21 protein-coding genes are annotated in these 23704 nt (G+C 52.8%); 3 read left to right on the forward strand and 18 right to left on the reverse strand.

Annotated elements, in window-relative coordinates:
* Positions 1–323: 323 nt before the first annotated feature.
* From dnaJ to hrcA, 4 genes are all read right to left on the reverse strand, one after another.
* Positions 324–1451: a molecular chaperone DnaJ gene (dnaJ, locus tag J2Z70_RS09845; RefSeq protein WP_209872156.1), complete on the reverse strand. Its 1128-nt coding sequence runs from the start codon at positions 1449–1451 to the stop codon at positions 324–326.
* 118 nt (positions 1452–1569) lie between these two features.
* Positions 1570–3417, reverse strand: coding sequence for a molecular chaperone DnaK (dnaK, locus tag J2Z70_RS09850; protein ID WP_209872159.1), 1848 nt, complete (start codon positions 3415–3417; stop codon positions 1570–1572).
* A gap of 73 nt (positions 3418–3490) precedes the next feature.
* On the reverse strand, positions 3491–4078 hold the full coding sequence (grpE, locus tag J2Z70_RS09855; protein ID WP_036732234.1) for a nucleotide exchange factor GrpE: 588 nt from the start codon (positions 4076–4078) through the stop codon (positions 3491–3493).
* A gap of 49 nt (positions 4079–4127) precedes the next feature.
* Positions 4128–5159: a heat-inducible transcriptional repressor HrcA gene (gene hrcA / locus J2Z70_RS09860; RefSeq protein ID WP_036732236.1), complete on the reverse strand. Its 1032-nt coding sequence runs from the start codon at positions 5157–5159 to the stop codon at positions 4128–4130.
* A 211-nt stretch (positions 5160–5370) separates the two neighbouring features.
* On the opposite strand from hrcA, the gene J2Z70_RS09865 reads away from it, so the two are divergent.
* Positions 5371–6087 carry a hypothetical protein gene (locus tag J2Z70_RS09865; RefSeq protein ID WP_209872162.1) on the forward strand — a complete coding sequence of 239 codons (717 nt, stop codon included), beginning with the start codon at positions 5371–5373 and terminating at the stop codon, positions 6085–6087.
* Between the two features lie 100 nt (positions 6088–6187).
* On the opposite strand, the gene J2Z70_RS09870 is transcribed toward J2Z70_RS09865, so the two are convergent.
* From J2Z70_RS09870 to gpr, 6 genes are all read right to left on the reverse strand, one after another.
* On the reverse strand, positions 6188–6697 hold the full coding sequence (locus J2Z70_RS09870; RefSeq protein WP_155991690.1) for an N-acetyltransferase: 510 nt from the start codon (positions 6695–6697) through the stop codon (positions 6188–6190).
* Between the two features lie 74 nt (positions 6698–6771).
* Complete coding sequence (gene hemW, locus J2Z70_RS09875) at positions 6772–7956, reverse strand: radical SAM family heme chaperone HemW (RefSeq protein ID WP_209872165.1); 1185 nt, start codon at positions 7954–7956, stop codon at positions 6772–6774.
* Between the two features lie 143 nt (positions 7957–8099).
* A complete protein-coding gene (gene lepA, locus J2Z70_RS09880) occupies positions 8100–9911 on the reverse strand; it encodes a translation elongation factor 4 (protein WP_036732242.1) in 1812 nt (603 codons plus the stop codon).
* 211 nt (positions 9912–10122) lie between these two features.
* A complete protein-coding gene (locus J2Z70_RS09885; RefSeq protein WP_209872168.1) occupies positions 10123–10620 on the reverse strand; it encodes a hypothetical protein in 498 nt (165 codons plus the stop codon).
* A gap of 30 nt (positions 10621–10650) precedes the next feature.
* Complete coding sequence (locus J2Z70_RS09890; protein ID WP_209872171.1) at positions 10651–12024, reverse strand: stage II sporulation protein P; 1374 nt, start codon at positions 12022–12024, stop codon at positions 10651–10653.
* Positions 12025–12218: 194 nt separating this feature from the next.
* On the reverse strand, positions 12219–13229 hold the full coding sequence (gene gpr / locus J2Z70_RS09895) for a GPR endopeptidase (RefSeq protein ID WP_036732245.1): 1011 nt from the start codon (positions 13227–13229) through the stop codon (positions 12219–12221).
* Between the two features lie 180 nt (positions 13230–13409).
* On the opposite strand from gpr, the gene rpsT reads away from it, so the two are divergent.
* A complete protein-coding gene (gene rpsT, locus J2Z70_RS09900; protein WP_036732246.1) occupies positions 13410–13682 on the forward strand; it encodes a 30S ribosomal protein S20 in 273 nt (90 codons plus the stop codon).
* 182 nt (positions 13683–13864) lie between these two features.
* On the opposite strand, the gene holA is transcribed toward rpsT, so the two are convergent.
* From holA to J2Z70_RS09925, 5 genes are all read right to left on the reverse strand, one after another.
* Positions 13865–14884: a DNA polymerase III subunit delta gene (gene holA, locus J2Z70_RS09905; RefSeq protein WP_036732248.1), complete on the reverse strand. Its 1020-nt coding sequence runs from the start codon at positions 14882–14884 to the stop codon at positions 13865–13867.
* A gap of 312 nt (positions 14885–15196) precedes the next feature.
* On the reverse strand, positions 15197–16453 hold the full coding sequence (locus J2Z70_RS09910) for an anti-sigma factor family protein (RefSeq protein ID WP_209872174.1): 1257 nt from the start codon (positions 16451–16453) through the stop codon (positions 15197–15199).
* A complete protein-coding gene (locus tag J2Z70_RS09915) occupies positions 16450–17001 on the reverse strand; it encodes an RNA polymerase sigma factor (protein WP_036690462.1) in 552 nt (183 codons plus the stop codon). Before J2Z70_RS09915 ends, J2Z70_RS09910 begins: the two co-directional genes overlap by 4 nt.
* A gap of 290 nt (positions 17002–17291) precedes the next feature.
* Complete coding sequence (locus tag J2Z70_RS09920) at positions 17292–17552, reverse strand: hypothetical protein (RefSeq protein ID WP_209872177.1); 261 nt, start codon at positions 17550–17552, stop codon at positions 17292–17294.
* A gap of 168 nt (positions 17553–17720) precedes the next feature.
* Positions 17721–18362 carry a bifunctional 2-keto-4-hydroxyglutarate aldolase/2-keto-3-deoxy-6-phosphogluconate aldolase gene (locus J2Z70_RS09925; protein ID WP_209872180.1) on the reverse strand — a complete coding sequence of 214 codons (642 nt, stop codon included), beginning with the start codon at positions 18360–18362 and terminating at the stop codon, positions 17721–17723.
* Between the two features lie 409 nt (positions 18363–18771).
* Between J2Z70_RS09925 and J2Z70_RS09930 the strand changes: the two genes are divergently transcribed.
* Positions 18772–19725, forward strand: a complete 954-nt coding sequence (locus J2Z70_RS09930) for a sugar kinase (protein ID WP_209872182.1) — start codon at positions 18772–18774, stop codon at positions 19723–19725.
* Positions 19726–20317: 592 nt separating this feature from the next.
* Here J2Z70_RS09930 and J2Z70_RS09935 read toward each other — a convergent pair.
* The 3 genes from J2Z70_RS09935 to J2Z70_RS09945 form a co-directional block, all read right to left on the reverse strand.
* On the reverse strand, positions 20318–21343 hold the full coding sequence (locus tag J2Z70_RS09935) for a LacI family DNA-binding transcriptional regulator (RefSeq protein WP_036732257.1): 1026 nt from the start codon (positions 21341–21343) through the stop codon (positions 20318–20320).
* 192 nt (positions 21344–21535) lie between these two features.
* Positions 21536–22681: a hypothetical protein gene (locus J2Z70_RS09940; RefSeq protein WP_209872185.1), complete on the reverse strand. Its 1146-nt coding sequence runs from the start codon at positions 22679–22681 to the stop codon at positions 21536–21538.
* Positions 22678–23214: an RNA polymerase sigma factor gene (locus J2Z70_RS09945; protein ID WP_209872188.1), complete on the reverse strand. Its 537-nt coding sequence runs from the start codon at positions 23212–23214 to the stop codon at positions 22678–22680. The genes J2Z70_RS09940 and J2Z70_RS09945 overlap by 4 nt, the downstream gene beginning before the upstream one ends.
* Between the last annotated feature and the right edge of the window lie 490 nt (positions 23215–23704).

The raw sequence follows: 23704 nt of genomic DNA on the forward strand, positions 1-23704 counted from the left end.
ACTGTAGTCTGTACAACTAAATTTGCCCGTATTGACGAAAATCCAGGTATAGGGGCATTTTAATTGCACGAACTACAACTAAACGGAGATTTGGCGGCACATCGGACGATTTAGTTGTACGAATTGCAATTAAGCCTACCCCTTGCACCCTAATCGGGGTGAAGTAGCCCCTCAGCAAGCCATTGGTTAAAGTAATTTTCACACGTTTAAGCCTTATGAGCTACTAGACGGAAAACCATTCCTTACTATTAGCAAAAAGCCCCCAATCTCCTCTTCCAGATTGGGGGCTTGCTCTAGTTACTAAACTATAAATTCGTTATCCTTCAGTCTCCCCGGAATGCCCGCTTCACACGGTCGAAGAACGACTGTTCCTGCTCATGCGTGTTCTCTCCGTTGTAGGAGGCGAACTGGCGGAGCAGGTCCTTCTGCTCATCGCTGAGCTTGCTAGGTGTGACTACGATGACGCGGACATGCTGGTCGCCGACGCCGTTGCCGCGCAGATGCGGAACCCCTTTGCCTTTGAGGCGGAAGAAGGTACCGGTCTGGGTGCCTGCCGGGATCTTGAGCTTCACCTTCTCGGTCAGCGTTGGGATCTCAATCTCGTCACCCAGTGCCGCCTGAGCGAACGTCAAGGGAACCTCGCACATAATATCGTTGTTCTCGCGCTCGAAGAAATCATGATTCTTCACACGGATCACAATGTACAGATCTCCGGCCGGGCCGCCGCGTGTGCCGCCTTCGCCTTCACCGGTCATGCGCAGCTGTGCGCCGTCATCGACACCGGCAGGGATACGCACATGGATCTTGCGCTGTCTCTTCACCTTGCCCTGGCCTGCGCAGGTGGTGCATTTCTCTTTGATGATTTTGCCTGTGCCGCTGCAATGGGAGCAGGGACGGCGGTTACGCATCTGTCCAAGCGGTGTATTCTGCACGAATTCCTGCTGTCCGCTGCCGTGGCAGACGGAACAGGTCTCCGGCTTCGTACCCGGCTTGGCTCCGGAGCCGAAGCAGGTATCGCAGGTCTCCGTGCGCGGAATGGTAATATCGGTCTCTTTGCCGAACACCGCTTCCTTGAACTCAATGGTCATCGTATACTGCAAATCGCCGCCGCGCTGTGGGGCATTCGGATCACGCCGTCCACCGCCTCCGCCGAAGAACATATCGAAGATATCACCAAGACCGCCGAAATCTCCGCCACCGCCGCCAAAGCCGCCGCCCATTCCCTGATTAGGGTCAATATGCCCATATTGGTCATACCGCGCACGCTGTTGCCCGTCACTCAGGACATCATAGGCTTCCTTAACCTCTTTGAACTTGGCCTCAGCATCACTGGCCTTATTCACATCGGGATGGTACTGGCGCGCCAGCTTGCGATAGGCCTTCTTCACTTCGTCTTCTGAAGCATCTCTTCCGAGGCCCAGAACCTCATAATAATCACGTTTATCTGCCACTGCTTTCACCTCCGTACATCGTTAATTCTCCCCATTTACAAGGTAAAAGGAAAGCCAAAACCCGGGATGCCCCGGTCTTGACCTTCCCTCTCACCACCATAGAACTTATCGTCTAAGGTTACCCTTGATTCTTCTCATCGTCAACCACTTCGTAATCCGCATCTACCACGTTATCCTTCTTGGCATTGCCTTCAGAAGCATCCTGGCCCGCTTCAGCCCCCTGCTGCTCCTGTGCAGCCTGCTCATACAGCTTCACGGACAACTGCTGCACAATCTCATTCAGCGCCTCTGTAGCGGCAGTGATTTCTTCCAGGTTGTCGGTTTCAAGTGCAGCCTTCACCTTGTCCTTGGCTTCATTCGCTTTGTCGATCTCGGAAGCATCGACCTTGTCACCCAGATCCTTAATTACTTTATCTGTGGAGTATACGAGCTGGTCAGCACCGTTCTTGGCTTCGACCAGTTCTTTACGCTTGCGGTCTTCCTCAGCGTGCAGCTCGGCATCCTTCATCATCTGTTCCACTTCTGCGTCGCTCAGACCGCTGGAAGAAGTGATGGTGATCTTCTGGCTCTTGTTGGTGCCTTTATCTGTAGCAGAGACGTTAACGATACCGTTGGCATCGATGTCGAAGGTAACCTCGATCTGCGGTACGCCGCGCGGTGCCGGTGGAATCTCGTTCAGCATGAAGCGTCCCAGTGTCTTGTTGCCGTTCGCCATCTCGCGTTCACCCTGCAATACGTGGATTTCCACGCTAGGCTGGCTGTCTGCGAAGGTCGAGAACACCTGCGATTTGCTTGTAGGGATCGTAGTGTTGCGTTCAATCATCTTCGTGAACACGCCGCCTGCAGTTTCAATACCGAGGGACAGCGGAGTGACGTCGAGCAGAACTACATCTTTTACATCACCAGTCAGTACGCCCGCTTGAACAGCAGCACCCAGGGCTACTACTTCATCCGGGTTAACGCCCTTGTGAGGCTCTTTGCCGGTAAGCTTCTTGATCGCATCCTGTACGGCAGGAATACGGGTGGAGCCGCCGACCAGTACGATTCTGTTCAGATCCGCAGGGGTCATTCCGGCATCCTTCAGCGCTTGACGTGTAGGTCCCAGCGTACGCTCAACCAGGCTTGCAGTCAGCTCGTCGAACTTGGCACGGGTCAGGTTGATCTCCAAGTGCTGAGGCACTCCGTCAACTACCGTGATGAACGGAAGCGATACTGTAGTTGTAAGTACGCCGGACAGCTCTTTCTTTGCTTTTTCCGCAGCATCCTTCAGACGTTGAACAGCCGCCTTGTCCTTGCTCAGGTCAATGCCCTGCTCTTTCTTGAATTCAGCTACGAGGTAATCCATCACCAGTTGGTCAAAATCATCTCCGCCCAGACGGTTGTCACCGCTGGTAGCCTTCACTTCAAAGAAGCCGTCGCCCAGTTCAAGGATGGATACGTCGAAGGTACCGCCGCCAAGGTCATAGACCAGGATGGTGTGATCTTCTGATTTCTCCAGACCGTAAGCAAGAGCTGCTGCTGTTGGCTCGTTAACGATACGTAGCACTTCAAGGCCGGCGATTTTGCCTGCATCCTTGGTAGCCTGACGCTGGCTGTCATTGAAATAAGCAGGAACTGTAATAACCGCCTGAGTTACAGTCTGGCCCAGATAGGCTTCAGCATCGGATTTCAGCTTCTGAAGAATCATTGCCGAGATTTCCTGTGCAGAATAGTCTTTGCCGTCAATGCTTTCTTTGTGGCCTGTACCCATGTGGCGTTTGATGGAAGCGATGGTACGGTCCGGGTTCGTAATGGCCTGGCGTTTTGCCGTTTCACCAACGATGCGCTCGCCGTCCTTCTTGAAGCCTACAACCGATGGGGTTGTACGCGCGCCTTCCGGATTCGGGATAACGACGGCTTCGCCGCCTTCCATAACGGCAACGCAAGAGTTCGTGGTTCCTAAGTCAATACCGATAACTTTACTCACAGTAATGTGCCTCCTCAGAAATAATGTGAAGCCCGGGGCTTCATCCATATTTATTATCTTATATAGAACAGATCTACATGCTGACTTTGACCATGGCCGGACGAAGAACCTTATCCTTCAGGAGATAGCCCTTCTGGACCTCTTCCGTCACGATGCCTTCCTCGTACTCCTCGCTCTCCACCTGCATGATCGCCTGATGATATTCAGGGTTAAAAGGCTGCCCTACCACTTCCATAGCTGTAAGCCCCTCAGTCTTAAGGACTCCCTCCAGCTGACGAAAAATCATATTCACGCCTTTGATGAACGCTTCAGCGTCTGCACCTGCTGCAGGAGTCGCCAGTGCGCGTTCAAAGTTATCCATTACCGGGAGCAGCTCAGTTACGAGCTTAGATGTTGCGTACTGCGCCAGCTCTTCCTTTTCTTTCTGGGTCCGGCGGCGGAAGTTATCGAAATCAGCCTGCACACGCAAGGTACGAGCCTGATGTTCATCTGCAAGCTCCTGCAGTTTTCTGTATTCCTCATTGCCTGAAGCCGCCTCGCCGGCCTCTTCAGCCGTGAATGAGCCGCTGTCTGCTGTGGTATCAGTCTCTTCAGCCGCAAGATTGTCATTCATTGAGGGGTCATTCTTCTCATTCATTTCCTGAACCTCTTCCTCTTTCAAGTTGTCTTCACCTCCTTAGTATCATTCGCGATGGACTAGTACACTCTGTTCACTTATACCAGTGTGCCAGCATCGCTGTCAAATCCCGGGACAAAATCCCCAGAATACCCATTACACGTGCGTACTCCATACGGGTCGGACCCAGGATGCCGATGCTCCCCAGCGGCTTGCCGTCCAGTGAATAAGTGGCGGTAATCAGACTGCAGTTGGCAAAAGCCTCATGCTTATTCTCTGTACCAATGCGCACCTGCATTCCTGCTTCGCTGCTGGCCGGGGTGAGCATCTTGAGCAGCGTAGGCGTCTCCTCCAGCAGATCGAGAATCGTCTTCACCTTGTCGACGTCCTTGAACTCCGGCTGGGTCAGCATATTCGTGGCTCCGCTTAAGTAAATCCGCTGATCATGGTCGCTTTCCAGCGCCTTATCCAGCACCTGCATTAATTCTTCATAATGGGAGATGTGGCGCTGCATTTCTTCGCCCAGCTCGGAATAGAGCTGACTCTTCAGCTTGTAGAGCGGTACATTGACCAGCTTGCTGTTCAGCAGATTCACGACCTTCTCCATCTCGGAGACAGATATCTCCGGAGGAAGACTCACGGTCCGGTTCTCTACCTGCCCGGTGCTGGTAACGATAATCGCCACAGCGGTCTTGTCATCGAGCGGGAGCAGCTGGAAATGGCGCAATGAAGTATGAAAAACCTCCGGTCCCAGCAGGATGGAAGTATAATTCGTCATATTGGACAGGATCATTGCCGCATGTTGGATAACCTGCTCTGTAGCATTCAGCTTCTCGGCGAAAAAAGCGCGGATCGTGCCCAGTTCGGCCGTTTCGGCGGAATTCCACGGTACCAGATGATCCACATAATAGCGGTAGCCCTTATGGGACGGGATTCTCCCTGCCGACGTATGAGGTTGCTCCAGATAACCCAGATCCTCCAGATCGGCCATTTCGTTGCGGATCGTGGCTGGACTGTAGCCCACATCCCCGCGTTTCGAGATACTGCGCGAGCCTACCGGCTCAGCGGAAGAAATATAGTCATCGACAATGGCATTCAGTATCATTCTCTGGCGTTCAGTTAACATGTTATTCCCTCCTATCCGGCTGTGGCTCCGATTCGTTAGCACTCTAGTGAGATGAGTGCTAACCACTAATACAAAAATACCAAACTGACCTCGGCATTGTCAAGTGAGTTCAGCAACTTGATTGCGCCTATTTTAGTTAAAGCAAGATTTTGTATATTTCACCGCAACCATTTCCCGGACAATGCCGTCCAATACTCAGGGAGTGATAAAAATGCGTTTCAAGAAAACAGCATTATGGGCTATAATCGCAGGCCTCTTAACTGCATTAGCACTTACGGGCTGTACAGGTAAAATCTTACCGGTCAAGTGCATCGGTGTGGATGCGGATTATATATCCATCCTGCAATGGGAAGGCGTGATGTACTACGATGATACCGGTCCTGACCCCGCCCCACTTGGCAAAGGCAAGGAGATCGGCAAAATTACCTACAGCAAATCCGAGCAGAAGTGTCCGCACGCTGGGCTGCAGGATGGAGATGCGACAAATCTTAAGACAGGCACACTGCTCTACGAGGTAGAAGGCTATAAGACATCGGCGAGACTCTGGGCGGGAGACCGGCTGTATGAAGCACGCAACAACCCTGACGCCAACACCCTTAACGATCTGCTGGATATCGAGGGAAAAATACAAACCGTCCGTTTTGTGAGCGGCAATGACGGTTCTGACCTGATGGACTTTACCCCGGAGGCCAACGCCGTGTTCATCCGCGAATTCCCCAAGCTGGAATACCTCCCGTTCGAGCAGCTGTACAAGCAGACCAAGGGTTGGGTAGGAGACAAATACTGGCTGGAGATTGAGATGACGGACGGGTCCAGCATCGGAATTACTTATAATACACTGTCCCCTTCCTTTAACCCTTCCGCATATGCTACACCGGAGCTTGCCGAACTGGTGGAGCAACAGCGCAAGCTTATCTACGCACAATAAACCGGTATCCGCAAAAAACCACTGTCACCCTGAAGCATCAGCGTCCAGGTGAACAGTGGTTTCTTATTATATAGTTTACCGGGGGCTAGAGCACGCCGGATTAGTCCAGTCTCTTCAGCACGGCGATCTCGTCGCAGGCATGCTGCTTCTTGCAGTTCACACAATCGGTCCAGACCTTCTCGGGGAAAATCTCCTTCTGCACCACATCGAAGCCGTTCTTAAGGAAGAAGTCCACAGCATAGGTCAGGGCCATAATCTTCGGAATCTGCTGGCGTCTCGCTTCTTCAACCAGCTTCTCCAGGATCATCGTTCCTACACCTTTGCCCTTGCCAGCATCATTCAGGCCAATCGAACGGACCTCCACAAGATCACTTCCGAGCCGGAACAAGGAACCGCAGCCGACAAACTTGCCGCCGATCTCAGCGATCACGAACTGGTCGATCTGGCGGGTCAGTGCTTGCCTTGAACGGGGCAGCATAATCCCCTGCCTGGCATACTCCTCTATCATCAGATACAGCGGCTCTACATCCTCCACCGTAGCATTTCTGCATATTACTTGCTGCTCTCCTGCTGGAGAAGCCTCTTGGAAATGATCCGTTTTGACAAGCACCTTGACTCACCCCTTGTTGTTAATATGAATAAATATACAACAAGGTGAATTACAATTCAAGAGGTATTTCAAAATTAAACCTCTGTCAAAGCACCGACAAATTCCCCGAAAACATCGTTGCCGAACAGGATTCCCTGCTTGCTCAGACGATAGGTGTCCCCGGCCTGCTCCAGCAGCCCGGCCTTCAGCATTTTATGCAGCGGCCCTGCAAAAACAGCCTCCAGCGGCTTTCCGAATTGTGAGCGGAACGCCGCATCCGACACCCCTTCGCGCATCCGCAGGCCGACCATCATGAAATCCTCCATCGCCTCCTGCTCGGAGATCTCAAAGCTGTCCAGACGCGGCAGCCCGCTGCGCGAAGCCTCGTTATACGGGTTCACGCCCTTGATATTCATGTGCCGCTGCCGGCCCACATATCCGTGCGCGCCTGCGCCCAGACCGTAATAATCCTCGTTGCGCCAGTACGTGATGTTGTGGCGGCTCTCCAGCCCCGGCTTGGCAAAATTACTGATCTCATATTGCGTATACCCCGCAGCCTCCATGGTAGTCATAAGCAGCAGGTACATCGCCAGCTCATCCTCTTCATTCGGGAGCGGAAGCTTGTTCTTATTGAACAGAGTGTGGAACAGCGTGTTCTCCTCCACCTTCAAGCTGTAGATGGAATAATGCGGAAGGTCCAGCGCCAGCGCCTTGTCGATACTCTCTCTAAGCATATCCACCGTCTGGTTCGGCAGGCCGAACATCAGATCCAGCGACAGGTTATTAAGCCCGACCGCACGGGCATTCTCCAGACTGCGGTATACGTCATTCACATCATGAATCCGGCCGATTCCGCTCAGCAGCTCATTTTGGAACGCCTGCACCCCGAAGCTGACCCGGTTGACACCGCCTTCCTTCATGACTCTGAGCTTATCAATATCGGTAGTTCCGGGGTTAGCTTCCATAGAGAACTCAATATTCTCGTCCCACTGCGGAAAATGCCTGCGGACCGATTCCAGGAAATAAGCCATCTCATCCGGCTTGAGGACAGTAGGCGTACCCCCGCCGACAAAAATCGTCTTGATCACACCCGGAGGCGTGTGCTGCACGGTCAGCTCCATCTCGCGGTCAAGCGCATGGAGATAGTCCATCACCGGCTGGTCCTTCAGCACGTAAGAGTTGAAATCACAATAGAAGCATTTATTGGTGCAGAACGGGATGTGAATATATACGGCCTCAGGGGGACGGCCATGGTGTGCAGTGCTCGTAGCTGTATTCATTAGCTGTCTCCTTTATTCTATTAATATACAGGCCTGCCACACTACCTGCTGCTAAAAAGCAAGAAGAAACGGCTGCACCGCCCTGCGTAGGACGGCACCCGTTTCTGCGATAAACCGAAAGCTCCGGGGGAGCTTATATGCTGCTACTCAATCTGAAGCACGGCCATGAACGCTTCCTGCGGCACCTCGACGCTGCCGACTTGCTTCATGCGCTTCTTCCCTTCCTTCTGCTTCTCCAGCAGCTTCCGCTTACGCGAGATATCGCCGCCGTAGCATTTGGCTAATACGTTCTTGCGCATGGCCTTAACGGTCTCACGCGCAACCACCTTCGTGCCGACGGAAGCCTGAATCGGCACCTCGAACATCTGGCGGGGGATAATACCGCGCAGCTTCTCACAGATGACCCGGCCGCGGTTGTAGGCGCGGTCGCGGTGAACGATGAAGGACAGCGCATCGACCTGCTCATTGTTCAGCAGGATATCCATCTTCACGAGATTGGACTGGCGGTAACCGGAGATCTCGTAATCGTAGGATGCATAACCCTTCGTGCCGGATTTCAACTGGTCGAAAAAGTCGTAGACGATCTCGGATAACGGAATCTCGTACGTAATGGTTACACGGTTGCTGTCCAGATACTCCATGTTGACGAATTCGCCGCGTTTGTTCTGGCACAGCTCCATAACGGTTCCCACGAAGTCGTTAGGCACGATAATGGCTGCTTTGACATACGGTTCTTCGATGAAGTCAATCGTCCCGATCTCCGGATAATGCGACGGATTGTCGATCTGAATGGTCTCCCCGTTCGTCAGCTTAATGCGGTAAATAACGCTCGGCGCGGTAGTAATCAGCGGCAGATTGAACTCGCGTTCGATCCGCTCCTGAATAATCTCCATATGCAGCAGCCCCAGGAAGCCGCACCGGAAGCCAAAGCCAAGGGCGCTGGAGCTCTCCGGCTCAAAGCTCAGGGAAGCATCGTTCAGCTGCAGCTTCTCCAGCGCTTCACGAAGGTCATTATAGTCAGAGGTCTCAATCGGATAGAGACCGCAATAGACCATAGGATTAATTCTGCGGTAACCCGGTAGCGGCTCAGCAGTCGGACGCTTGGCATCCGTCACGGTATCACCGACACGAGTGTCGCCCACATGCTTAATCCCGGCCACAATGAAGCCGACATCGCCGATGTTCAGCTCGGGCACAATGGTCATACGCGGCATGAATGCCCCCACCTCAATAACCTCAAAGGTTTTATCAGTGGCCATCATTCTGATCTTGGAACCGGCACGGATACTGCCGTCCATTACGCGGACATAGACGATTACGCCCTTGTACGGGTCATAATGGGAGTCGAAGATCAGCGCCTTAAGCGGTTCTTCCGAGTTTCCAGTCGGCGCCGGAACCTGCTTCACGACCTGCTCCAGAATCTCCTTGATGCCAATGCCTGCCTTAGCGGAAGCCAGAACGGCTTCGCTGGCATCCAGCCCGATGACATCCTCAATCTCCTGCTTCACCCGTTCAGGATCTGCATTCGGAAGATCGATCTTGTTGAGTACAGGAAGAATCTCCAGATTGTTGTCAAGCGCCAGGTACACGTTGGCCAGCGTCTGGGCTTCAATCCCCTGGGCTGCATCCACTACCAGAAGAGCGCCTTCACAGGCAGCCAGACTGCGGGATACCTCATAGGTGAAATCGACATGCCCCGGTGTGTCAATCAGATTCAAATAATATTCCTGGCCGTCATCGGCACGGTACGTCAGGCGTACGGCCTGCAGCTTGATGGTGATGCCCCGCTCGCGCTCCAGATCCATCTGATCCAGAACCTGCTCCTGCATTTCACGCGAAGTCAGCGCCCCCGTATACTCCAGAATGCGGTCAGCCAATGTCGATTTGCCATGGTCTATATGTGCAATAATCGAGAAATTGCGAATTTGTTGTTGTCGTTTCTGAACGTCAGTCATTCCTTACCCCCACAGACAGCCTAATGTTAATCCACTTATTATAACAGTACGGGCTTCACCCATCAATCCCGCCGGACGCTGGAAAAGAAAGAAACCGCCTGAACCCTCTGCAATCGCAGGGTGAATCCTGCAAAAAAACACAAAAACGAGTGCGGACTTCCATCATCCGCAGCCGCTTTTGTGCTAAACCTCGTTCCAGCCCAGCTCCTGCTCACTCCTCCGACGAGTCGAAGAGGGAGACCACCCAGCGGATGCCCTTCTGCGAAGCCTGCTGGAGCAGGCCAGCGGTCTTATCCGCCAGCACATCCACAGTCGGCTTCTGCTCCTCCGGGATCAGAATCTGCTCAGGACTGAGCGCAGAGTAGTCCTTCACCTCCTGCTGCGGGAGACTGCCCGTGCCGTCAGCCGTCTGCGCCTGTGTACCTGCAACCGGCTGCTTCATGGGCAGCATGGTGTAAGCGCCCGTTACGGGATCAATAGTCACGGGCACATATACATAAGCCTGGCCGCCCGGGGCTGTACTGGCAGCCGGAACGTACGCAGTTCCGGCCGTAACGTTCTGTCCAGGCGCGCTGCTCCCGGCTGGCTTACTCCAGTCCGGCAGTATACCGGAGACTCCCGAACCGCCGCCGCCGAACTGCAGTCCGATCAGCAGCCCCACGCCCGCCCATATTCCGACCATTACCAGCTTTTTACCGAACCGTGTCATATTCTCCGCTCCTTTTCAGCTATAATCCGTTCAGGAACCTGTTGATGTCTCTGCCCCGGTGCCTCCAGATTGCGTACTGCCCTGATCTGGCGCAGTTGCCTTCTCGGCATCCCGGCTGCTCCAGTACACATCAGCGATGGCATCCGCCAGAATATCCGCCGTCCGCTTCAGCTCATCGGCGCTGTTGTCAATTCCGCCTACCTCAATCAGCACACTGTTCGGGGACAACGTCTGGTTATATTCCCCATTATTCCCGTTTCCGGACGATTTCCCCCATATCCCGCGTGAAATTCCAGGATAATTTTTCTCCAGCAGCTGATGGATTTTATTGGCGAAGGCCTCGTTTTGTTTCCAGTTTTTATTCGCATGCCCCAAAATAAAATATACCTGGGCATAATTTTTCCCGTTAATCAAGGCTGTTGTTTTGCCGTGCCGCTGCGAATCACGGTGAATATCAATCAGCTCACTCATGTTCTGATTGGAGGCCATGGCCGATTTCACAGTCATACGTGAATATTTATAAGAGAAGTTCCAGTTGTAGCCCGGTACCTCTGTAGCATAGTCCTCCTGGGCATGGACAGTTCCGATCCCCCGCTCTTCCAGCCTCTTGGCAATATAGGAGCCTACCAGCATGACATTCTTGGAAGGGACTGCCGAGCTGGGGTTGTCGCTCTGTGCGCCAAGCAGCGGATTATAGGCCTCCCGGGGATGGGAATGATAAACGAGAATACGCTTGACCGAAGTATCTCCTGTGCCATTCTCCGCATCTCCGCTTCCGGAGTAGCCCTCGTCAGGTTCTGTACCGGACGGGTCAGGGACAGGCGAAGCCTCGGGCTCTACCACGCCTTCCCCCGGGCTGTCATGGCCATTACCAGCCTCAGTACCGTTCCCTGAATCCGGCGGGGCTCCAGGATCGCCCCCTGCTCCGGGATCTTCCCCGGTGGCCAGTTCATCGCCCCCCGGATGATAATCGGCCGGTGCTCCTGTACTTCCCCCTGAGCCTTGCCGCAGCAGGAAGGGATCATCGGCAGCAAGTCCGGGCATCTCACGGGAGACCAGACTCTTGGGATCACCAGGATCAACACTGGTAAGCAGCCGGAATACGAAGGAGGTCACCTTGTCCCCGGAGAAGGCTGAAGGCTCCTCGCCCTTCGGCAGATGGGGGACCTCCATACCCAGCAGCTCCATGAAGAATCCACTGGAGAGCGAAGCCGCCAGACCTTTCATGGAAGGAATGGGCGAAGAATTCAGCTTCTGCCCGGCCAATCCGCCAGCTCCAAGCAGCATGAACAACACAAGCGAACCTCCGGCCAGCAGCAGCATCGTCCTTCCCAGCGACAGAATATCCATCAGCCGTCCGCGCAGCCGCCCTATATTCCATAGCTGAAACCATTTTCTGTTCATGATTGTTATGTCCTCCTCTAAGCCCTCTGTAATCTCTCATACTCCAAATCTATGAGCGGAAGGGTTGTGCTAGAACCACAGAATGAGAGATAGCAGGGAGTAATAGATAGAGAAGTGAAGCGGCAGCATTGCAAAAAGCCCGCCACCAGTTCTGCGTTATAGCAGACGGTGCGGGCGAGGTGATAAGTGACAGATCAGTGAGTGTAAGCTCCGACATTGCCCGGATCTACCGCTTCATGGAGTGCAGCATTCAGTCCGCTTGCCACAATGTTGGCGATCTCTTCAATGAATTCATCAATCTCTTTGGGGGTCACAATCAGGTCATGCCCCAGCGGCTCAAGCACTTCCTTCACCAGGGCGAGACGCTCCTGCTCAGATATATCGTCAAGGAGACCCATAATTTCTTTGGTGTGAGCACCGCCGTCCGCCATCTGCCCGAAATGGGTCCGCATCATCTCCAGCACATTGTTGACGATGGTGGAAGCATAGCAGACCGTCGGGACGCCGATGGCGATGCAGGGCACGCCCAGCACCTCCTTGGTCAGCCCTCTGCGCTTGTTCCCGATCCCTGAGCCGGGATGAATGCCGATGTCCGCAATCTGGATGGTGGTATTGATCCTCTCCAGTGAACGGGAGGCCAGCGCATCAATGGCTATAATGACATCCGGGCTGGTGCGGTCCACAATCCCCTGTACCACTTCGCTGGATTCAATCCCCGTCAGGCCGAGCACTCCGGGAGCAATAGCACTGACATTCCGGTACCCGGGCGAAATCTGGTCGGGCACCAGCTCATAGAACTGGCGGGTAATCAGTGCATTCTCAACGACCAGCGGGCCGAGCGAGTCAGGCGTCACATTCCAGTTGCCCAAGCCTACGATAAGGACCTTGGAATCGCGGTCAATGCCGATTTCATCCAGAAAGTGCTCGAATTCCCGGGCGAACACTGTGGAGACCTTCTGCTGCAGCCCGGTGTCCCCTCCGCGCAGCCCAGGCACCTCCAGGGTCACGTAATTGCCGATAGCGCGTCCAATCGCCTGAGAACCGGCAAGGTCTGCTACAGCAAGTCTCGTGACCTTGATGCCGTCCGCTTCTTCCACTTCCTCATTGACACCCGGGATCGGCGTATTGGCGTGCCGCTCTGCCATTTCCTTCGCTTCCACCGCCAAGTCCGTACGTACCGAATACAGCTGAAGATCCAGTTCCATTCTTAGTTCAGCCTCCTTTTGCATATTGCTGATAGTGTGCGAGAGAAAGCCTCCGTTTATACAAACCGCTCTAAGGGAATTACAAAGCTTTTTATCTTGCTTTTTGCTACCCTTCATGCTAAACTATTTTAAGTTGTGAATCATTTGTTGATTTCGAATGTCTTTCAGGAGGTGAATGCAATGCCAAATATCAAATCCGCGATAAAACGCGTCAAGACGATCGAGAAACGCCGTGCACTGAACGCTTCCCAGAAGTCCGCTCTTCGTACAGCTGTGAAAACTGCTGATGTAGCAGTGACTGGTACGGAAGTTGAAGTAGCTCAGGCTGCTTTCCAAGCGGCTTCCAAAAAGCTGGACAAGGCTGTAACTAAAGGCCTGGTTCATAAAAATGCGGCTGCCCGCAAAAAATCCCGCTTGGCTAAGAAATTGAACGCTCTCAAGGCTCAAGCCTAAGCCAAGGGCGACAATCATAACGAGCACTGAAGAACCTGACCGCTATGCTGCATACGGTTAGGTTTTTTTATGCTCGTTAGCTTCATTCATTGAATTCCGCTGTACAATCAAAGAGCCTGTCCATCCCATGACACACGCGGGTGGACAGGCTCTTTGATTCGTTCCATGTAAGGCCGCTCTATTCAGGCTCCAAGGCGCAGCATGAACATCTCCAGCCCCAGCACCTTATCGACAGCTCCCGTCTTCATCTGATAGTCCAGATCCGCCAGAATACTCAGGATCTGCCGCAGCCGCTGGCTTCCGAACTTATGAGCCTGCTCTCCAGCAAGCTTCACTGCATACGGATGCAGTCCGAGCTGGGAGGCAATCTGTCCCTGCGAATAGCTAAGGGCTGACAGATCCTTGACCTGCAGGATGATTCTGAACTGCCGGGCAATCAGCGAAGCGATCTTGATCGGCTCCTCCCGCTGCTTGAGCAGCTCATAGAGCGTATTCAGTGCCTTGTCCAGGCGCAGATTCGCAATATCCTCCACCAGTGTGAAGATGTTCTGCTCCGTCCCCCGGTGGACCAGACTCTCCACCGCTGCCGCATCCACCCGCCCGCCAGTACCGGCGAACAGACACAGCTTGTCCATCTCTGCAGACAGACCCTGGAGTCCGGTTCCGCTGCTTGCAATCAGAACCTCCGCTGTCCCCGGCGCAAGGGAGCAGCCGCGTTCGCGGAAGCCCTTCTCCACCCAGCGCAGCAGCTCCTCCGCACCCAGGGGGTTGAAGGCCAGCACGGTGCCGGCGGTCTTGATGCTTTTGACGATTTTTTTACGTTCATCCAGCTTGTCGCCGTTCACCATAAATACAATCACACTGAACTCGGCAGGATGCTGCATATATTCGCTCAGCATCTCCACGTTATGTTCCAGCTTCGCCTTCTCCTTGCCTGCCGTGAACAGAGCCGCATCCCGCACCAGCAGGAGCTTGCGTTCTACCATGAACGGAACCGTCTCCGCCTCTTCAATGACCGCCTGAACCGGAGTTTCGGAGAGATCGAACGGGATCACGGCGAAATCGCGGTCTTCTTTGGGGATCAGGTGTTCCTCCAGCATGGCCGCGAATTCATTCATCCGGAACTTCTCACTGCCGTACAGCAGGTACAGCGGAGAGACCTTTCCTTGCTTGATGTCTTTGGCCGCCGTTTTGGCATCCATCCCGCCACTTCCTTTTTCATTTACTTGCCTGGTCCGTATCAGACACATACATTCGTACATTTTAACAAAAAATCGGCTGAAAACATAGGTATCACCATTATGACTTTGTCCTGACCGGGGCGCAAGCCAAAACGGAGCAACCTCGGCAGCCAGGGCCAAAGTTACTCCGTTTCAGCGGCGCATCTATATAAACGACGGAGGGAGTAGCTCTAGAAACTCTCCCGGCCGCCGGTCATACCGATGATACTCGCATAGCCTGTAATTCATGTCCTCTTGCCTTAGCATATTCCGCAGGCCGGAAGAACGTTCCGGTTATTTATCGGACGTTGCCGCGTCCGGGGTAATAGCCGGGCTGGTGACCGGTGAAGCAGACGCCGCCGGAGAAGCGGTAGGCGCTGAAGAGTTGGCAGGAGCCGGAGAAGCGGATGGAGCAGGTGTTGCGCTCTCTGCCGGAACCGTGTATACCTTCGTCGTCTGCGTACCGTCCTCAAGCTGTAGCACATAAGTGAACTGGGTGCCGTCTTCCGACCACACACCGGAGACCCAGTTCCCCTCCAAAGGAAGCGAAGTTAGTACTGTTCGTTGTTGTTCTTCTCCTTCTGCGGTTAAGCTATAGATTACAACATGCTGGCCAGTCATCTCAGCCATATGCTGCCCGTCGGGTGAAGTCCACGAGGCCTGCGCAGCCATCAGTGACAAGGCTCCTTCTGTAGGGGCTGAAGTCGGCGCCATCCGCTCATCCCCCGCAGCCGCCTTATCATCCGCTATATTCTCTTGTGTTGGCGCACTCGACGTCGTGCTTTGGGGCTCTGCCGACCGGCCATCCGCTTTCTTGGTGCTCTTGGGGCGGTCCGCCGGAGGCGAAGTAGCGGCGCGGTTGCTGATCGGAGCTTCGCTTACCGCAGGCACCTTGTCTGAAGGCATACCACCGCCGGCTGCGGCTGGTTGATCAGCACCCTCACTGGGAGCAGGCGGTGCAGATTTCAAATTAACGTCTGCAGATTCACTAGGCGTGGCCTGATCCATCTTATTAAGATCACTGCTGCTGCCGCTGTTATTCTGTCCGTCCGCCTGCGGGGCGTCTGCACTGCTCTCCGTACTCATGCTGGAGTTCGCCGCTCCGCCGCTCATTAATTGGGATGACATATCCAAGTCTGCGCCTGGCAGACTCTTCGGCATATTGAATACGGCGATGAGCAGAATCACCGCTGCCGCCGCAGCACCAATGCCTGTCCGCGCAGCCAGTGAAGGGCCCTTGGACTTCTTGCCCCGGTTATTTGAACGGGAGAAGGGAATAACCTTCGGATCTTCCGGCTCCATTACGGCAGGCTCTTCCGGGACACCGCGGTCCAGCTGTTCAAGCTGAGGCAGGATAGAGTCAACCAGACTGAAGGGGGGCTTCACATCGGGAAGCTGCTCCAGCTGCTGGGAGAGCAGCGTCAGCCGGTCCAAGACTTCCGCGCAGGAAGGACAATCATCGATATGACGGAACATTTCAAGCATTTCTTCCTGACTGAGATCATGATCTAAATAGCGGTGCATCCATTCCATCACCTCCGCGCACTTCATCCTGACACACCACCTTTCTGATACTCCTGAAGTCTATTCTGCAGCTGCTGCCGCGCCCGGAACAGGTACGATTTGACCGTGTTCAGAGGCAGATCCAGACAGTCTGCAATCTCGTTGTAAGAAAAATCCTGTAAATAGCGAAGCACGATTACCGTCCGGTGATGCTCCGGAAGCTGGTCGATGGCCTCGCGGATATCCTCCGCCAGATAACCCGACATCACTTCGCGCTCTACGTTATGTTTTTTATCCTGGAACACCATTTCGTGTTCATCGATAGAAACGGTAGGCTTCGTTCTCCGGAATTTGTCTATACATATGTTGGTTACTATTCGCTGAACCCATGTTTTGAACTGCGCCTTCTCCTCATAGGAGCCGATCTTGGTGTACACCCGGATCAACGCTTCCTGGGAGGCATCCAGAGCATCCTGTTCATTATGCAGAATGTAGAAGGCCGTCTTATATACATGCCCTTCAATTTCTCGCAATAGGGTGATTAGAGCGTCGCGATCGCCCGCTTGAGCGGCTCTGATGAGTCCCTGCTCCACCACGAAGGTTCCCCCTCTCTATGCAATCTTACTGACGCGCAAGACTGCGAATTTGTTGCAAGCCTGTAATGATTATTTTAAAAGATAAAAACGATATGCTTCGCGCATAAATGTTCCTTATCTTTCTCGCTGAAACGGTACCGTCCTAAAAAAGGACAGCAAAGCCGTTTCTACTTGTAGTCCACAATCCCTACTAAGCATACAAGGGATGCTGCTATCATTCAAATACTCTTTTCATAGAAGTTGGTTACAGAAATGACATGAGAAGCAGACCGTCCCGTACCTGACTTACGCTACGACCGAGACGGCTCCTCTAATGTATATAATGTAGTTGCGCACACCAGGAGCACAGCATAATTCTCCCTGGAGTCATCATCAAGCACATATACTTCTCCCTGCTCAAAAAGTTGCGGATGATTATAGTTACGATACAGTTTATACATGGCTCCCGCGCTCACCCTGCAGCCGTGGACTGCAGTTCGAATCTCCACATAATCGGCTTCTTCCACTACCAGTGTCGGGTACAGCTTGCTGCGAAGATCGTCGCCAGTCATGGCATCACCTTTCAGGTATACTTCTCAATGTCCGCAGGCGCCTCTGCACTCTGCCTCTATTATAAGTATTGCCCGAAGCGGCAGCAATTCCATCATTTAGACATATCTACATTCAACAAAAAAATGCCCTGCCCCATAGAGGCAAGACATTTCTGTTGTACATGTATTTTACTTGCCTTGAATCTCCTTGAACTTCGCTACATACTGAGCAGCAAGCTCTGTGATCTGGTCATAGCGGCCTTCCTTGGCCGGTGCGGTCAGGTTGCCGCCGATGCCGACAGCGATGCAGCCATTCTTGATCCATTGCTCCATATTGTTCAGATCCACGCCGCCGGTAGGCATAATGTTGACATGCGGCATCGGCCCCTTAACCGCCTTGACATAGTCCGGTCCGAACGCACTGCCAGGGAACAGCTTCAGCACATCCACACCCAGCTTAAGGGCTTCCTTCATCTCATTCAGCGTCATGCAGCCCGGCATGTAAGGAATGCCGTACAGATTACACATCTTAGCAGTATCCTCTTCAAAAGACGGGCTGACCACAAATTCCGAACCAGCCAGAATAGCTATTCTTGCCGTCAGCGGATCAAGCACAGTACCGGCACCAATCACGGCGCGGCCCCCGTATTCTTCCACCAAGCGCTTGATCGCCACTTCGGCTCCCGGAGTCGTGAAGGTCACTTCGATATTGTTCAGTCCGCCCTCGATACAAGCCACCGACATGGCATAAGCATCATCGGCATTATCCGCGCGGATAACGGCTACTACGCCAACAGAGGTAATATTCTGTAATACTTTAATTTTCTTCATGATTGTTACTTCCTCTCTGGTTATATATTCATAAGAATAATAATTTAGATAAACTAATTTATCTATTTTACTAACATCAGGCTTTATCCTTCTAATAAAATAGTAATAACATTGCCGCTAACAGTCAATATATATTTATTCAGGAAGCGTTATCAATCCTTCGAAAATATTCAAAAACGCTTATGTATCAAGGATAAACGAATGTATCCCCCTGTTTCCTATACAAAATAAGCCCGCAGAATGAGCATTGCTATATTGTACAAAACCGTTTTATGTGATAATTTCAACTTATATTCTATTCCAAACCATAAACTAGGATCTAATTATACCCCTGCTATGCTTCCGAAGCGAGTTTTGCGAAGAAGACGCAAGGAGTGTATGCTATCAAAACTTTTAGGAGGAACTATTCATGAATAAACAGCTGGATGCAGTCACCTTCGGGGAGCCGATGGCTATGTTCTACGCCAATGAAGCCGGCCCCCTGCATGAGGTCACTTCCTTTTCCAAGGCGCTGGCAGGTGCGGAGAGCAATGTAGCCACCGGATTATCACGGCTGGAGCATCTGACCGGTTATGTGACCAAGCTTGGCGAAGACAACTTTGGCCAGTTCATCACCTCGGCGCTGAACAAGGAGAAGATCGATACCGCGAGCATCACAACGACCAAGGAATTCTCCACGGGCATGCTGATCAAATCCAAGGTACTCACTGGAGATCCCAAGGTGGAGTATTTCCGCAAAAATTCCGCCGCCTCCAAGCTGAGTCTCGCCGACTTCGATGAAGATTACTTCGCTTCCGCAGGCCATCTGCATGTGACCAGCATCTCTTCCGCACTCTCGGCTTCGTGTCACGAGTTCTCGCTGCATGCCATGGAGTTCATGAAGCTGCGCGGCAAGACCGTATCACTGGACCCGAATCTGCGCCCGACCCTGTGGCCAGACACCGAAACTATGGTTAATACGATCAACGATCTGGCTACCCGCTGCGACTGGTTCCTGCCCGGACACGGAGAAGGCAAGATTCTCACCGGTCTTGAGACTCCGGAGGAGATTGCCGGGTACTACCTGGAGCGCGGCGTATCCCTTGTAGTGATTAAGCTCGGTCCTGAGGGCGCTTACTACAAGACCTCTGCTGGTGAAGAAGGTTATGTGGACGGCTTCAAGGTCGAGCAGGTTGTCGATACGGTCGGTGCCGGAGACGGCTTCGCGGTTGGGGTGATCAGCGCTATGCTGGAGAAGCTCAGCGTAGCAGAAGCCGTGAAGCGCGGCAATGCGATCGGCGCACTCGCCGTGATGTCGCCTGGCGATATGGATGGCCTTCCCACCCGTGCCCGGCTGGAGGAGTTCATGAGCGCAGGCGTATAGCCAAAGAGCAGGTGCTCTGCTGCCGGCAGAGCCAGGCTTCAGCATGAACACACATTAGCACAGCAAAAAGGGTGTCCCTGAGCCGACAGACGGCTGGGACACCCTTTTGTATATGTAGCGTGAGAGAGGTGTGGCTGAATTGCAGGTAGTACAGCATGGTTATGGCTCAGTTATGGCTCAGTTATGGCTCAGTTATGGCTCAGTTACAGCTCAGTTACGATAAGTCAGTTTCATCCGAGCATTGTTCCTGCGAACCGGCAAGTCGTCATTCCCAGCAGTTCGCGCGGCAAAGTACATAGTCTTGCTCAATGTACATAATCCTGCTCTCAAACTATAGACTTACGGACCGGAGAGCCGTTATTTGGGGAATTGCTGCACTATAGCAAGCCTAACGGACTCAGATGACGTTAAGCCGCACTTCGTGGGCATCTAGCGCCCTAAATAGCAATTTAACGGCCCACTGAGTCCGTAAAACTTACAAAACCCTTCTTTTCCGCACAATAACGTTCCCTGGGTCCGTAAAGCCGTGGATTCCTGAGCAGATTTCCTATATGTTGTCACCAAGATGGACCTTTCGCCGCCCCGACCTGCTCTATTCCGGCTTAGCCGGCGGCTGCACCGACTCCCCCTGCTGCAAGGAAGGCGGGAACCTGTAGGTGATGGGCATCGCGCTGTCCGCATCGTTGATCAAAGAGAGCATGATCTTGGCCGCCTGCATCCCCATCTCGTAAGCCGGCTGGCGGATCGTTGTAATATCAGGATTATAGATCCGGGCGAATTCGGCATCGTCAATGCCGATGACCGACAACTGGCCGGGGATCGCAATGGCATTGCGGTTCGCATATTTAAGAATTTCGCCCAGCACCAGATCATTGGCGGCAAGCAGCGCTGTTGGAGGCTCGGGAAGCTGCAGCAGCTCGTCCAGTGCAGATGCGATGTCTTCGCGTGACACACTTCGCATATACGAACCCAGCAGCGGCAGACCCGCTTCCTCCATCGCTTTTTTGTACCCGCTCATTCGCTCTTTGCGCGGGGTAATCGCATGTACGCCAAGCGGCAGGGATAGAATAGCAATCGCTTCATGGCCGTGGCCGGTCAGCTCCCGGATAGCCGTCTTCACCGCCATCTCGTTATCCAGCAGCAGGCTCTGGGTCGTGATCCCGTCAACCAGCCGGTCCATGAAGACCAGCGGATATTCCGCTTCAATTAATCTGGTGTAAGGCGCAGGCTGATCTCCCGCCGGAAAAATAATCAGGCCATCCACCTGACGGGCGACCAGCGTCTCCACATAAGTATTCTCCTTATCGGCATTCTCGTCCGAGTTGCAGATGATCACCTGAATCCCATGGCGCTGCAGCTCATTCTCAATGGCCCGGATACACTGAATGGACAGCGAATAATCTATATTGGCCACAATAATGCCAACCATATGCGTGCGGTTCTGCTTGAGACTGCGGGCAAGTCCGTTGGGCTGGTAATTCAGCTCATCGATAACCTCGGCAATGCGGTTTTTGGTCGCCTCACTCATATACTTGAACCGTTTATTTAAAAATTGCGAGACTGTGCTTTTCGATACGCCCGCTTTCTTAGCCACATCCTCAATAGTCAGCTTCTTCATTGATCCCGCTCCACTCTTCGATATCGAACTCCAGAAGTAAACATAAATCAGGTTTACTTAGAGATATTATCAAAAAGTATAGCTTTTTTTTAGTAAATTATCTATAGGGAATGGAATGAAGCAGCAGACAGAAAAAGAGAACCCCGTAGCCTCACCAGGATTCCTCTATTAGATGCTGCAAACACTGAACGCTCACTTCCCTGTCTTAGCGGGATCAATCTGCTGTCCGTGTTCCTGATAAAACCATTCATAATACCACTGCTGGCCGAGGAGCAAGACGATATCCGCTTTCCGCTTCTTACCGTTCACTTCATAAATAGCTGTCTGCTGCTGGCCTTGAACGTTGATGCCTATTTTGCTGCTTATATTCTGTACCGCTCCAGTAGCAAGATCGTATAATGCACCATGCATATCATAACCGTTATTACCATTCTTCGTATAATATACAAGCAGCATCTCGCTGTTAAATTTGTCAAAAGCAATAAAAGATCTGTACACGGTATATTTGTCATCTAAGCTGCTTAAATCCAGCAGTTCCTGCGGGGTTACTGTTTCACCTGCTGCGGCTGATTTTAAATTCAGAACAGATAACTTTTCAGGTGTCATTCCTATGCCCTTCCCCAAGGTGATCGTTCCGATACCCAGCACTACATAGTCACCTCCGTCACAGATCCCCGTAAGTTCATAATAACGCTGCGAGCCGCCAGCATATAGCGGTAAGGTATAGATCCGTTTAGCCGTAGCTTCAGATAGCTCAGACTGGCCTATTGGAGACAGATACAAGGTGTAAGGTTCCGTAGGATGGGTGTATTTGGGTTTGCTGTAATTGACCATCGGCGGCGGCGGCGACCAGACAATCCCGGCGTTAGTCTCAACAGCACGCGCGCGCGACTTGTCTCTGTTCATCGGTAGGGGCATGTAATACTTCATTCCGCCAAGCTCGAACTCCGCAGAACCAACCGGCGGGCTGTAGGATTGCGGTGACGCTGAAGAAGCTGCGTTCGGAGATGCCGAAGGCTGGACCACAGCCGCTCCCGAGCCAGGCTTAAAGACCGCTGCCAGCCTCCCTGCAGGATCGAGCCCGGCCCCTGGGCCAAACGGCCAGATCAGCGTGACGAGCAGCAGGATGGCTGCCAATCCGCCAAGGGCGGCCACCCGCCCGAACGGGCGGCGTAGTCCGCTTTTGCCCGATGAGCCTTCTGCCGTAGCCTCTTCAATCCGCGCCATGAGCTGTGGCGTGAATCCAGGCTCTGCAAGCGGGTACCGCCCGGCTTGCTTATACCAGTCCTTCTCCCCGCTCATCACCTTCACTTGCTCCTTCTCTTGTTTTGTCTTCACAGGTCTTCCTCCTTTATCGCCGTTCTCACTTTCTCTCTGGCCCGTCCGAGCCGGGATTTGACCGTTCCCTGCGCGATCCCGAGCAGAGCAGACATCTCTGCCACCGGCAGGTCCTGCTGAATATCCAGCACCAGCACCTCCCGGTACTTGTCCGGCAGCTCCATGATAATCTCCCAGATGCGGTTAGCGTATTGATTACCGATGGCCTCTTTCTCCGCAGACAGGGAGGCCCGGGTGTCCTCATGTTTGCCCAGCGGAGCGAACATCCGCCAGAAGCTGTTACGCCTTAAGCTGAATGCGGTATTGCGTGTGATGGTCAGCAGCCAGGTTTTTAGAGTAGCCTGTCCCCGGTACTTGCCGATGCTCTTGTAGGCCTTAAGAAATACCTCCTGGCTGATATCGCTGGCCTGCTCCCGGCTGCGAGTTAAGAAAAAAGCATAATTCCAAACATCCTGTCCGTAAGTCTCCATCATCTCGCGAAGCGATACCGATGAGGCACAGGTCATGCTATACGTTAGTTCTTTACTCTGCATGTTCTCTCCCCTCTCACCCAATAAGACTCACGCGGGCAGAAACGGTTCCCTTTTTATAGTATTGCACTTTCTGCATTAGAATTTGAAGAATCTGCTCAATTAGCCCCTGTTAGCTGAAATCAAGTGTACAAAATACAACAGATCTGACTTCCTCCTAAATTTAAGGAGCATCTAATGTACGAAGTGCAATGAAATCCAGATCCCTCGAAGGCTAAACGCTTTCAAAAATCACAGCCGTTTCCCCTTCCCGGAAGGCCCTGTCTGCACCATTCCGCAGCCCCGCAAATTGCTTAAAAAAAATACTAATAAATTATAAGAGAATAGAATGCAGGCGGGGCGTGGGATTGGCGGTTTTAAGCTCTGTTTTGAGGGGCCGTAGAGGTCTGTCTGTCTCTTGACTTTTCAATATATGGTATATAAAATGATTAAGCATTACTAAATATAGTGTATATAAGAGCTAAGCCCATAAATCTAGTAAAACTGCTATTCT

The sequence above is a fragment of the Paenibacillus silagei genome (genome assembly GCF_017874735.1).
GTDB classification, from domain to species: Bacteria; Bacillota; Bacilli; order Paenibacillales; family Paenibacillaceae; genus Paenibacillus_AQ; species Paenibacillus_AQ silagei.